The organism is Streptomyces hokutonensis, from assembly GCF_000376565.1.
GTDB classification, from domain to species: Bacteria; Actinomycetota; Actinomycetes; order Streptomycetales; family Streptomycetaceae; genus Streptomyces; species Streptomyces hokutonensis.
In genome coordinates, this window is the sequence record NZ_BARG01000041.1 from 92,984 (window position 1) to 104,933 (window position 11,950).

The following is an 11,950-nucleotide window of genomic DNA, read 5'->3' on the forward strand; positions in this document are numbered from 1 at the left end:
ATGACTCCAGACTGGCTTCCGGCGGGTTAGGGCCTGTGCAGCGGACGTACAGGGGGCGGCCAGGGCTGCTCCAATTAACGCGCTGTGGCCGACTGACCACGGTCCCGGACGAGACTGACACCGGCCCCGAGGGACACGACACCCATGCCGACGGCGGTCATCACGCCCTGCGTTCCGTCGACCACGAAGGGTGCGACCGCGGCGACGGCCAGGTTGAAGAGGAAGAGGAACCAGAGGACGGGCTTGGAGGAGAGGAAGTTCTTCATGCGTCCAACGATCCCGTTTGCGGAGTGCCGCAACGAGGGAGCCCAGTCCCGAAGTGAGGGTGTAGCGGGCTACACCCTCACCCTGGATGATGTTGCCCCATGACGGGGGACATACTGCTGGCCGCGATCGTCCTGCTCGGCTCCTCCGTCCAGTGGCTGACGGGCATGGGCTTCGCCCTGGTCGCCGTACCCGCCCTGGTGCTGCTGCTGGGCCCGACACAGGGGGTCGTCCTCGCCAACTGCGCGGCGGGCGCGATCAGCGTCGTGGGCCTGGCGGGCGGCTGGCGCAGGGTCCGGGCCCGCGCGATGGTCCCGCTGTGCGCGGCGGCGGTCTGCACGGTGCCGGCGGGGGCGTGGCTGACCCGCCAACTCCCGCCGCCCGTCCTCCTGTTGGTGATGGGCGGGTTGGTGACGGTGGCTGTCCTGCTGGTGATGAAGGGCGCGCGGGTGTCGGCACTTCGGGGTACTCGCGGTGCCGTCGCGGCGGGCGCGGCGGGCGGTTTCATGAACGCGGCGGCGGGGGTCGGGGGTCCGCCGATCTCCCTCTACGCGGTCAACGCGGGTTGGACGGTACGGGAGTTCGTCCCCAACGCCCAGTTCTACGGCGTCATCGTCAACGCGTTCTCGGTGGCGGCGAACGGGGTGCCGTCGTTGAGTGGGGCGCGGTGGGTGGCGGTCGGCGCGGCGATGGGTGTGGGCGGGGTGATCGGGCGGGGGCTGGCGGGGCGGATACCCGAACCGCGGGCGCGATTGCTGGTGTTGTCGTTGGCGTTGGCGGGTGGGGTTACGGCGGCGGGGAAGGGGTTGTGGGGGCTGTGACCCCCGGCTCCAAAGCGCCCGACCGGCACCTCCTGCCCGCTCATACGCCGCCGCCCTCTCCTCCGTGCCGCTTCCCAACCGTCACGGATTCCACCGCCTCGGCGGGAGGCCGTTCGCGATGCGGTCGCGGTTGTCGCGGTAGTGGTAGTGGACGCGGTCCTCGATCGGCACGGGGCGGAACGTGTCGGGCACGGGCCCGCCCGTACGGCGCTCCAGCTTCTGCTTCAGGAGGCGGGCCGTCGTGGTTCCCAGGTAGGCGATCTCCTCGAAGCCCTTCTTGACCTCCTCCTCGCTCAGGTCCGGCTCCGCCCGGCATTCCTCGCAGATGCCGTTGATGATCTTCGCCGTCCGCTCGTCGGCGTCGCAGGTGGCGCACGCCATGAGCACGCGGGTCACACGGGCGCGGAGGGGGCGGGTCTCGGCGGCGTCGTTCTTCTTCGGCGGCATCTTTGTCTCCAATCGGTTGCGGGCCAGTCCGCCCGGGTTCGTGATGGTGGGTGGCAGTCCGTCGGTCAGCGCGCGGGCCATGTCGGCCGGGGTAGCGCCTCGTGTCAGCCACTCGGCGGCGAGGGGTTCGAGGGCTCGGCACTCGGCTTCGGAGAGGGACATGCGGGGGTCTGCGGCGCGGAGTTGGGCGAGTGCGCGGTACGCGGCGCTGGGCTCGGGGGTCTGGTCCGTCTCCGGCGTCCCGTCGATCTCGCTCTCGCGGTCGCTCTCCGGCGCAGGGGTCGGGGTCGGGGTCGGGTCTTCCGTCCTCGCCAGGCCCGGCTGGTAGTCGTGCGTGACGTCCCTGCCGTGGCGCTCGCGCGCGAACTCCGCCCACCACTGCGCCGACCTGGGCGTACGCGACCAGTACGTCCGCGTCACCCACCGCATCGAGTTGTCCTCGACGGTGATGTGTTCCTTGATCCAGCGCAGGTGGCCGGCCTCGGTGAGGCTCTTGAGCGATGTACGGCAGGCCTGTTGGCCGTAACGGGGATGCTCGGCCGCGATCACCTTGTGGCCCATGGCGTGGCCGTTGTCGAGGTGGTCGATGAAGACGGCGAACTCGGCGTCGCGGGGGCTCAGATGTGCGAAGTCCGGGTCCGCGTGCGGATCTTCGTCACCCGTGGCGCGTTTTCCGTAGCCCGTTTTGGCCATGGGGTGCGACGGGGACGGCAGGGCAGGGCTAGGCTGGGCGTAAGCCACGATCGAGTCTCTTTCGATCCGTAGGTCTAGGCCCCGGAGCCGGTGTTGGTAGCACCGACCGGGGCCGATCTATTTGCTGTTTGCCGTGAACCTAGAGTGACTTTACGTTGCGGCGCAAGCTGATCACGGGATGTCACCCGTTCGGATTAAACCCCCCTCAACTCACGTACAGGCTTGGTTGGTTGGGTTGTTTTCACCCAGCCCAGAAACCAAGAAAAGAGCTCGAAGCCCGGGGCTCAAGCTCCGGGGTGAGCTGCGGAGACTCCGGAGAGGAATGCCGTCCAGGCGGGGGCGGGGAGGGCCAGTTCGGGACCCGTGGCGTTCTTGGAGTCGCGTATGTGGACGGTCAACTGCGGTGTGGGGAGGGCGACCTCGACGCAGTTGCCGCCCTCGTCGTCGCTGTAGCTCGACTTGAACCACTTCAGCTGGTCACTCATGGCTGATCCACCATCCGTTCGACGAAACGGGCCGACTCAACGGGACTGAGAGCCTGCGTGCGGATCATGCTAAGTCGCTCGGTCACCCGGCTGACAACCTCCGGATCGGCCGACAGTTCGCTCGCGAACGGGCCCTCCGCATAGGCGAACCGCTCGTGGTCGCGGGTCTCCAGCAGCACCATGGACCCCATGAGGGCCGAGGGGATGGCCCGTTCGAAGGGGAGCACCTGCACCGTGACGTTCCGCAGACGGGACACCTCCAGCAGACGACGCAGCTGTTCGGTGTCCACCAGGGGACTGCGCAGCACCGCCTCGTAGAGAACGAAACTCAGAGCCACTGGCGGCTTCCGCCCTGTGAGGATGGCCTGTCGCTCGATGCGTCCCTCGATCCGCTCCTCCACCGTCTCCTCGTCCAGGGGCGGGCAGCGGTTCTCGATCAGCGTGCGCGCGTACCCCGGCGTCTGCAACAGCCCCGGAACGACCGTGGTTTCGTACGACCAGTGGGTGATCGCCTCTTTCTCACGCTCCATGAAGTCCTGAGCCCGCGACGGGAACTTCTCCTTGTTCAGGTAGTCCTTCGCCGCGCTCAGCAACCCCTCAGCCCGGCACATCCCATCGGCCACGTCGAGCACGCGCGGTGTCGGCATCCGTACGCCCTGCTCCATCGACTTGATGGTGTCCGGCGCGTAGTTGGAGGCAGCGGCCAGTTCCTCCCGGCTCACGTTGGCCTTGGTGCGCCACCGCTTCAGCTGGTTCCCGCTGTACCGCCAGGCCACGGGCGGCAAGGACTTGGCTTTGGGCTGACCCGGCACAGCACCCACCTCCGACCGATACACCCCGGCGTGTATCACCTCAGTCACTACCGGGCGTAGCTTCGTGTACGCCACCGTGTGACCATGACCGCCTCAATTCACCTGCCGGACTGGATCCCCGCGTCCGGCCACCAACTCCGCCTCACCGGCGTCCACTTCGACGCCGTACGCATCGAAGGCGTACGGGGAGAACGGGTCGCCGCGCGTCTCATCGAGGCCGCCGACGGGGATGCGGGGCCTGTTGTCTGTGAGGCGGCGGGGTTCCGGTGGATGTACTTCCTGCTGGCGCCCGGAGAGGTGCACCGGCACAACTGGCCTTTGGGTGTGCAGCAGTTCGGCGGCCGGGGCACTCGTACCGTCACGTACATCGGGATTCCGGCGCTCGACGGGAACACGTGGCCGTTGCGGTGGTACAGCGAGCCTACGGTTACGGCGCCGTTTGTGGAGGCGGGGCGGTTGGGGGCGGTGCTGGCGCTGGTGGGGGCGTAGGTCAGGGTTGTTGGGCGCGCGCGGTGGCGAGATTCGCGCGGACGGCCTTTGTCGTCGGGTGGTCCTCACCCAGTACACGAAGACAACCGGCAAGTGCCTGTTCGTAGAGCGGGATCGCGCGCGCCACATCCCCCGACTCCTGATGGGCGTAAGCCAGGTTGTTCCGCGAAGCCAGCGTGTCCGGGTGATCCTCACCCAACACCCGCACACGATCCTCCAACGTCCGCTCGTACAACGAGATCGCCCGCACCACATCCCCCGACACCCGGTACGCGCCGGCCAGGTTGTTCCGCGAAATCAGCGTGTCCGGGTGATCCTCACCCAACACCCGCACACGATCCTCCAACGTCCGCTCAAACAACGGGACCGCCCGCACCACATCCCCCGACACCCGGTACGCGCCGGCCAGGTTGTTCCGCGAAATCAGCGTGCTCGGATCATCCTCACCGAAGAGCCGGGTAGCCGCTGCCACAGAGCGGACAAAGCAGTCGGTTGCCTGACTCAACTGCCCTTGCTCCTGGAGGAACTGACCCGCCAGAGTGAGGATCGAATCAATCTCATCCGTGTCCTCGCCCGGATCGTACGCGTCAAGGATGGCTTCGACGTGGGGAAGCAAAGCTCTCCACGTCGGCCAGCCCGCAACGTTTCTACGGGGATCGCGCGGAAGCTCGTCAAGCATCAGCTCCATGGCCCGTTCACGCGCGGCCAGGATGCGCACCTGATCACGATGCGGATCGTCCGCCGACAGTGTGCGGGCCACCATCTGGACCAGGCGGTGGATGCCGACCCCCGCCCGGTCGAGCGTGATCATGTTGTAGTCGGCCAACAACCCCAGGAGCTGGGCAAGGTCCACCGGATCCTCAGCAAGCGGTTTGAACAGAGATCGCGGAATGCCTGTCGGGGCGTACCACGCCGCGATCCGCAAGATCTCCACCGCCCTGGGGTCCTGCTCCTCAAGCACGTCCAGCGTGATGCGCCAGATCCGCGCAACCGTCCGCGCAGGGTCAAAGCCGCCCGGTGCCGCAGCCGTCGCACGCGCCGGATACTGCTCCAGCATGGCCCGGTACGCGGCGATCGAGACCTCCCTCTGTGCGATGAAGGCGCCGGCCTGTTCCAGAGCGAGCGGCAGATGACCAAGTTCCTCCGCCAGCGCACGGGCCTCGTCTTCCTCACCGCCCCCGACGAGACCCGCCAAGAGGGCCAACGAAGCCTCCTGATCCAGCACACGCAACGAGATCGGCTCGCACACCCAACCCCGCTTGTACCGGCTCGTGATCAAGTGACGCCCGGATGCCCGTAGTTGACCCGTCCAGGCATGCACATCCCCCGGCTTCTCCGCGTTGTCGAAAACCAGCAGCCACCCGGGGTGCGTCTGCAACCACCCGACAGCCCACTCGGCGGCCTGCGTAGTGGTGAGGTCTGACGACTCCTTGCCCCGCAGCCGCACAGTCAGCGCCGCGAATCCCGCCTCGATCAGCTCAGGTGTGTCCGAGCGGATCCACCACACCAGCCGATACGCCCCCGCATGCTCATGCGCGTAGTGAAGTGCCAGCGTCGTCTTCCCGACGCCCCCAAGCCCATGCACCGTCTGTGTGATCGTCTGCGACTCCGCCGACAGAGCCCGCTCCAGCTCGGCCATCACCTCCACCCTGCCGACGAAGATCGGCGAGGGCAGCTCCGGCAAGTTGTTCACGCCCGGCGGGACTTCGACGTCGTACGCCGTACGCCGCGGCCCCTCAAGCTCAACAGTTGCAACGTCCTCCGGAACCAACTCCCCCACCGCCGCCACGAACCCGGGCCGCGCCACCAGTGAAGCCACCGACACCGCCGTCAACTGATCCCCGTCGTAATCCCGCCGCCGATCAATCGTCACGACCCCGATGAGCCGCCCCCTCACGAAGAGCGCCGCCCCGGAAGCGCCCGCCCAGACACCCGGCACGGCGACCTGGTCGACGTACGCCGTGATCAGCCCACCCGACTTGAGCCCCGTCAGCCTCTCGATGTGGCCGCGGATCTCCTTCGTGTCCCGGATGCCGTCCCGTACCTCGGACTTGGGGAAGCCGACCGCAACGCACACAAGCCGCCCCTCATCCGCGACGACCGGGCCGCCGTCGATCCGGCCCCAGCGGACAGGTTCAGTACCCGCCGGCGGCACCCATCCCGGATCCGTGATCCTGACCAACGCCCCGTCAGCCTGCGGCTCCCGCTCCAGATCAGGCAGTGGCTCTGTCAGCGGCCACAACACTTCCGCCGCAAGCCATTTGGAGTCACCGCCAAGACCCCTGACCTCCAAGACCCCACGGCCCAGCACATTGTGAAGAGCCGTCAGGACGATGTCGTCCGCGACCAGGTAACCGGTCCCCGAACACTTCCCGACCGGATTCCAGATCTCCACGACCCGCCGCACGTCCACAGCCACAGGCCAACACCCCCGTGTTCCCCGTTACTTGGGGCGTTCCCCGGAGTCGTCCGCGATACGCCGATCCTCGCCGTCGGCGTCGACCGGCTGGAGCGTGAGCTTCACGCGGCTCGTCGTGCCCTTCGACCGGGCCACCTTCGCCTCCGCGCCGAACGGGAGCACCAAGACCTTCGCCCGTGCCTCTCCGTCCTTCTTCATGTCCACGGCGAACTCGATCTCCACCGGGCCCGTCCGGAACTGGATCTCCTGCCCCGCCCCGTCCCGCGCCGCCTGCTGAAGCTCCGCGCGGATCGCCCCGATCGCCTCGGCCAGCCCCATCCATACCTCATCGGCCATCGGGCGTCCCCCTCGTCCCCGTACACGCACTGTGGGGCGCAGCGTACTCGCCGCGCCCCACAACGTGCCGTGGAAAAGCCCTACTTGACCGGCCTGATCCCCAGCGGCTCGCCGATCTCCTCCGCCATGACCCGCCCCGCCTCGAACTCCAGCGTCTCGTCGCCCATGACGCTCTGGTCAGTGTCCAAGCCGTCGAGTTCGGCGAGGGGCTGGTTCAACCGCACATGAGCCACCACCGACTGAAGCGCACGCAGCGTCGCCGACGCCGTCGAGCCCCAGTTGGAGAAGTAGGAGAACTGCCACCACCACAGGGCCTCCGTGGTGCGGCCCGCGCGGTAGTGGGCCATGCCGTGGCGGAGGTCGGTGATGAGGTCGGCGAGGTCGTCGGAGATGCGGGCCGGGACCGGGGCCTTGCGCGGCTCGTAGGGGTCGAAGACCTCCGAGTAGACGTCGATCGGCTCCAGCATCACCGCGAAGCGCTCGCGGAGTTCGTCCACGTCCGGCTCCGGGCCCAGGTCGGGCTCGTAGCGCTCGTCGGGGACGATGTCCTCGTGCGCGCCCAACCGGCCGCCGGCCAGGAGGAGTTGGGAGACCTCCAGGAGGAGGAAGGGGACCGCGGAGTCGGGGTCCTCGCCCTTCGCTACCTCCGACACGGCCACCAGGAAGCTCTCGACCTGGTCCGCGATCTGGACCGCGAAGTCGTCCGGGTCCTGCGCGGTGGCATGCAGTGTGGCGTCAGACATCTAGGAGTCGTCTCCCCTCGAAGGCGCGGCCGAGGGTCACCTCGTCCGCGTATTCCAGGTCTCCGCCCACCGGGAGGCCGCTGGCCAGGCGGGTGACCTTGAGGCCCATGGGCTTGATCATGCGGGCGAGGTACGTGGCCGTGGCCTCGCCTTCCAGATTCGGGTCCGTGGCAAGGATCAGCTCCGTGACCGTACCGTCGGCCAACCGCGCGAGAAGTTCTCGTATACGCAGGTCGTCCGGTCCGACACCTTCGATCGGGCTGATCGCGCCGCCGAGGACGTGGTACTTGCCCCGGAATTCGCGCGTACGTTCGACCGCTACGACGTCCTTCGGTTCCTCGACCACGCAGATCACCGAGAGGTCGCGGCGCGGGTCGCGGCAGATGCCGCACAGCTCTTCCTGCGCAACGTTTCCGCAGGTCGCGCAGAAGCGGACCTTCGCCTTGACCTCCATCAGGCACTGCGCGAGCCGGCGGACGTCCGTCGGCTCGGCCTGCAGGATGTGGAAGGCGATCCGCTGCGCGCTCTTGGGACCGACGCCGGGGAGCCGCCCCAACTCGTCGATGAGGTCCTGGACCACGCCCTCGTACAACGGACTGCCTGCCCTTCCTGGAGGTCCTACGGTGCGTACGTACGTACCGTAGTTGGCCGTGGGTCGTCTTAGAAAGGCAGACCCGGAATACCGCTGCCGCCGCCCAGTCCCTGCGCGAGCGGGCCGAGCTTCTGCTGCTGGAGGGTCTGCGCGTTCTCGTTGGCCGCCTGGACGGCCGCGACGATGAGGTCGGCGAGCGTCTCGGTGTCGTCCGGGTCGACCGCCTTCGGGTCGATCTTCAGCGCGCGCAGCTCGCCGGCACCCGTGACGGTGGCCTTGACCAGGCCGCCGCCGGCCTGTCCGTCGACCTCGGTCCGCGCCAGTTCCTCCTGCGCGTTCGCCAGGTCCTGCTGCATCTTCTGGGCCTGCTGCAGCAGCTGCTGCATATTGGGCTGGCCACCACCGGGAATCACGATCAGCTCCTGGTTTCGTACGGCTGTCCGGGCGAGGTTTTTCCCGCTCGGCACGAGCCTACGTGGTCCGAGCAGTCATCGCTTCAGCACTCTTTCGAGTGAGTCCTTACCGCGTCCTATACCTGATCAACACCCACTTCCGGGCGGAAAAGCGGTGAAACCGGAGCCTTCGCCACCCATTGGGCGGTAGGAAGGATCCGGCACATCAGCATCAGGTGTCACACAACGTAAGGGAGTGCCGGGTGGGTCAGCCGGAGATTCAGCCCGAGGGTGGCGATCTGGCCGGGCGGACGTTTCCGCTCGGTGACTGGGGCGAGCCCGCGGCCCGGCTGGACGAGCTGTACCGGTGGGTCGAGCGCGGGGCGCTGGAGACGGCGGCCTGGTACCTCGCGGACCGGGTGTGGAAGCGGCGCGGGGCGCGGGTGCTGCGTACGGGCGCGGTGCTGGGCGCGGTCGCCGGGGCCGGGCTGCCGCTGCTCGACCTCACCGGGGTGGTGGCCGGGCTGGCCGCCTGGGGCTATCTCGCGTTGCTGCTCGGGGCGGCGTGCGTGGCCGGGGACCGGCTCTTCGGGATGACGTCCGGGTGGATGAGGGACGTGGCTACGGCGCAGGCGGTGCAGCGGCGTCTTCAGGTGCTCCAGTTCGACTGGGCGTCGGAGGGCGTGCGGGAGGTGCTGGGACCGGCCGACGGGACGGCGAGCGAGGCCGCGGACCGGTGTCTGGGGGTGCTGCGGCGGTTCTCGGAGGACGTGACGGAGCTGGTGCGGATGGAGACGGCCGACTGGATGGTGGAGTTCCGCACGGGCTCGGCACCGCTGGGCATCCAGTCGACGGTGGCCGGCGGGGGGCGGCAGGAGGGGACCGTCGTCCACGGCAGGTTCCCGATGCCGCCGGGCCCGGGCGGACCGGGCGGCGGCAGCCGGCCGAACATGCCGCGGCAGCGTCCGCCCGAGCCCCGCTGACGTGGGCTACGTGCACAGCTTGATGCCCTCCACGGTCCCGCACGGGATGTGGCCGTGGACGCGGATCACGTCCTGGCCGACGCCCTGGGTCAGATAGTTCAGGAAGCTCGACGTGAGGGAGTCGGACGGGGGCATCCCGTAGGTGTAGGCGTACTCGATCTCGCGGTACGGGTAGCTGCTCGTGCCCTGCTCGATGGCGTCCACGGACGCGGTGTGGCCGTCGAGGGTGAGGACGTGCAGGCCCTTGGCGCCCGAGGCGAGGGTGAGTTCGCTGTAGCCGATCGCGCCGGGGACCTCGGCGACCTCGGACAGCACCTGGTCCGTGGAGTCGAGTTCGCAGCGGATGACGGGCGCCGTCGGATCGTCCTTGTGGACGCAGTCGACGGAGGAGTTGGCGATCTCGCTGCGTTTCAGCACCCGGCGCTGGAACACCTGTCTCGTACCGGAGTTGGCGTCCCGGCTGACCAGGTGCACGGCCACGTCCGGTCCGCCGAGCTCCCGCCAGTTCTTGATCTCGCCCCGGTACAGGCGCCGTACGTCCGCGGTGGACAGGTTCTTGAGGCCGACGCCCTTGTTGACGACGATCGCGAAGACCGACAACGCGACCCGGTGCTCCTTCAGTTGGGGCATGTCGCTCGGCTTCGGTCCGTCCGACATGGCCACGACCGCCGGTGAGCCCTTCTTCGACGCGAGCCCCTTGGCGTCCAACTCCCTGACGCCCGCCGTCGATCCGTGCGGATCCACCACGACCTTGGAGCCCTCGCAGTCCTTCTCGTACTTCTTCGCGGCCTCCTCCATCACCGGCGCGAAGGCGGTCGAACCGGTGACCGTGAGGGTGCCGTGCGCACAGCCGATCGGCGGCGGGGTGTCGTCGCGGGCCACGACGATCGTCGCCAGCGTCACCACGCACACCGTGAGCATGATGGTGATCAGCCGGGAGGCGCGGCTGAACAGGGGCGCCTTGTCATCCGGGGTCGCGCTGCGGTTGGGGTGCACCTCGCCGTCGCGGATACCCCCTATGAGCCGTATGTCGCAGCCGACGTCACCGCCGGACAGCAGCACCAGCAGTTTGAAGTGGTCGCGCGGGTTGAGCGGGACGCGCGGGATGCGCAGGGTGTTGGCGTCGTAGCCGAGGCCGGCCGCCGGGGTGAAGTGGTCCATCAGATGGTCGGTGCCGACCGGCTGGGTCACCGAGACCCCGCGGATCGTGCGGTCGGTGAACACCGCGGTGAGACCGTGGAGTTCACGCCCCGTGTAGTCGTTGTCGGCGATGCTCTGCGAACCGTCGTTCTCGATGCGCAGCAGGACGAGGGTCGCGTCGGACATGTCGGGGACCTCGTCGAAGAGGCCGAGGCGTCTGTTCGCGCGGCCCGAACGGACGTCGTCACCAATGGGGTTGTCCATCTGGACGCGGTAGCCGATCCGCTTGCGGCGCGGCGTCCGGCGTTCGTACCAGACCATCACACCGGACGCGACGATGCCGAGCACCGCGGTGCCCACGGCGACGACGTTCTCCGCGCTCAGCCACTCCACTGCGGGCCCCCGCTCCCCAGCCGGATCGTGGGGTCACGGTACGAGCGGCCCCGGAAAACCCGCAGGGGCTGTCGGCCGAAGTTCCGGTGACGTTCAACTGGCCCTGAAGTAAAGGGACTTCAGCCCGACTTCGTGTACGTCAGCTTCTCGCCGTTGCCGGTGTTCACGCGCTCCAGGCTGCCGTCCGACAGCAGGGTGACCTCGCTGGCCGCGCCCGGGCTGCAGGACGACAGCGGCTGTCCGGAAGTGACGGTGGAGGCGCCGATCGCCAACGGGCCCTTGCCGCCCGGCCGTTGGGCGAGGTCGGCGCTGAACACGCAGTGGTAGCCGGGGCCGTCCGCGACCAGCTTCAGCACCGGGTCCCCCACCTTCCCCTGCCTGATGGTGAGTTGGCGCGTGTTGTGGCCCGTGGAGTTGTCGATGGACGCGTTCCAGGTGCCGAGGTAGCCGCTCGGTACGGCGTCGGCGCCGGACGGTGTCGCGGAGGGGGACGGCGAGTCCGTCGTCGACGGTTCCCCGGTGCTCGGACCCGGCGTGGTGGGCGCGGCGCTGGTGGCCCGGCCTCCCGAACCTGCCGCCGTACGGCTGCCGTTGCCGCCGCCCTTCATCAGCGCGTACACCGAACCGCCCGCCCCCAGCGCGACGACCAGCGCGACCAGGACCAACAGCGCGGTCGACCGCTTGCTGCGGCGCGTCTCCTGCGGCTCCAGGTAGGGCCCCGGGCCGTAGGGCGGGGTGGAGCCGAGGCCGTTGTTGTGGGGGTAGGGGTTGTACGGCACCTGCCCGCCCCAGCCGACGAGTTGCCGGGCGGGGAGCTGGGGGTAGCCGTAGTCGGCGGCGGGCGGGGCGGGCTGCGCGGGCGGTTGCGGATAGCCGTAGCCGGGGGCGGGCTGGGGGTGTTGCTGCGGGTGGCCGTAGGCCGGGTGCGGGGTGGGCGGGGG

The 11,950-nt window shown here is 68.8% G+C and carries 13 protein-coding genes and 1 pseudogene; 3 read left to right on the top strand and 11 right to left on the bottom strand.

What is annotated here, in order from left to right; genetic code table 11:
- Positions 1-74 precede the first annotated feature (74 nt).
- The gene (locus tag SSP08S_RS24770) at positions 75-266 is read right to left on the bottom strand and encodes a hypothetical protein (protein ID WP_019070330.1); all 192 of its coding nucleotides are present in this window, start codon (positions 264-266) and stop codon (positions 75-77) included.
- 99 nt (positions 267-365) lie between these two features.
- Between SSP08S_RS24770 and SSP08S_RS24775 the strand changes: the two genes are divergently transcribed.
- Positions 366-1,085 carry a sulfite exporter TauE/SafE family protein gene (locus SSP08S_RS24775; RefSeq protein WP_019070331.1) on the top strand — a complete coding sequence of 240 codons (720 nt, stop codon included), beginning with the start codon at positions 366-368 and terminating at the stop codon, positions 1,083-1,085.
- Between the two features lie 81 nt (positions 1,086-1,166).
- Here the strand turns inward: SSP08S_RS24775 and SSP08S_RS24780 are convergent, their stop codons facing one another.
- From SSP08S_RS24780 to SSP08S_RS24790, 3 genes are all read right to left on the bottom strand, one after another.
- Entirely contained in the window at positions 1,167-2,225 is a 1,059-nt protein-coding gene (locus tag SSP08S_RS24780; RefSeq protein ID WP_019070332.1) for a hypothetical protein, read from the bottom strand.
- Positions 2,226-2,509: 284 nt separating this feature from the next.
- Positions 2,510-2,710, bottom strand: coding sequence for a DUF397 domain-containing protein (locus SSP08S_RS24785; RefSeq protein ID WP_019070333.1), 201 nt, complete (start codon positions 2,708-2,710; stop codon positions 2,510-2,512).
- The gene (locus SSP08S_RS24790; protein WP_019070334.1) at positions 2,707-3,522 is read right to left on the bottom strand and encodes a helix-turn-helix domain-containing protein; all 816 of its coding nucleotides are present in this window, start codon (positions 3,520-3,522) and stop codon (positions 2,707-2,709) included. Before SSP08S_RS24790 ends, SSP08S_RS24785 begins: the two co-directional genes overlap by 4 nt.
- 78 nt (positions 3,523-3,600) lie before the next feature.
- On the opposite strand from SSP08S_RS24790, the gene SSP08S_RS24795 reads away from it, so the two are divergent.
- A complete protein-coding gene (locus SSP08S_RS24795; protein WP_019070335.1) occupies positions 3,601-4,011 on the top strand; it encodes a hypothetical protein in 411 nt (136 codons plus the stop codon).
- 1 nt (position 4,012) lies between these two features.
- Here the strand turns inward: SSP08S_RS24795 and SSP08S_RS55770 are convergent, their stop codons facing one another.
- From SSP08S_RS55770 to SSP08S_RS24820, 5 genes are all read right to left on the bottom strand, one after another.
- Positions 4,013-6,430 carry a tetratricopeptide repeat protein gene (locus SSP08S_RS55770; RefSeq protein WP_019070336.1) on the bottom strand — a complete coding sequence of 806 codons (2,418 nt, stop codon included), beginning with the start codon at positions 6,428-6,430 and terminating at the stop codon, positions 4,013-4,015.
- Between the two features lie 24 nt (positions 6,431-6,454).
- Entirely contained in the window at positions 6,455-6,766 is a 312-nt protein-coding gene (locus SSP08S_RS24805) for a trypco2 family protein (RefSeq protein WP_043259659.1), read from the bottom strand.
- 80 nt (positions 6,767-6,846) lie between these two features.
- Complete coding sequence (locus tag SSP08S_RS24810) at positions 6,847-7,509, bottom strand: DUF5063 domain-containing protein (protein WP_019070338.1); 663 nt, start codon at positions 7,507-7,509, stop codon at positions 6,847-6,849.
- The gene (gene recR / locus SSP08S_RS24815) at positions 7,502-8,101 is read right to left on the bottom strand and encodes a recombination mediator RecR (protein ID WP_019070339.1); all 600 of its coding nucleotides are present in this window, start codon (positions 8,099-8,101) and stop codon (positions 7,502-7,504) included. Before recR ends, SSP08S_RS24810 begins: the two co-directional genes overlap by 8 nt.
- Before the next feature lie 68 nt (positions 8,102-8,169).
- Positions 8,170-8,514: a YbaB/EbfC family nucleoid-associated protein gene (locus tag SSP08S_RS24820; RefSeq protein WP_026178802.1), complete on the bottom strand. Its 345-nt coding sequence runs from the start codon at positions 8,512-8,514 to the stop codon at positions 8,170-8,172.
- A gap of 242 nt (positions 8,515-8,756) precedes the next feature.
- Here SSP08S_RS24820 and SSP08S_RS24825 point away from each other — a divergent pair, with 242 nt between their 5' ends.
- The gene (locus SSP08S_RS24825) at positions 8,757-9,476 is read left to right on the top strand and encodes an SLATT domain-containing protein (protein ID WP_019070341.1); all 720 of its coding nucleotides are present in this window, start codon (positions 8,757-8,759) and stop codon (positions 9,474-9,476) included.
- A gap of 6 nt (positions 9,477-9,482) precedes the next feature.
- Here the strand turns inward: SSP08S_RS24825 and SSP08S_RS24830 are convergent, their stop codons facing one another.
- Entirely contained in the window at positions 9,483-11,009 is a 1,527-nt protein-coding gene (locus tag SSP08S_RS24830) for a substrate-binding domain-containing protein (protein WP_019070342.1), read from the bottom strand.
- Between the two features lie 119 nt (positions 11,010-11,128).
- Positions 11,129-11,950, bottom strand: a pseudogene (locus tag SSP08S_RS24835) (serine/threonine protein kinase); the annotation flags it as partial.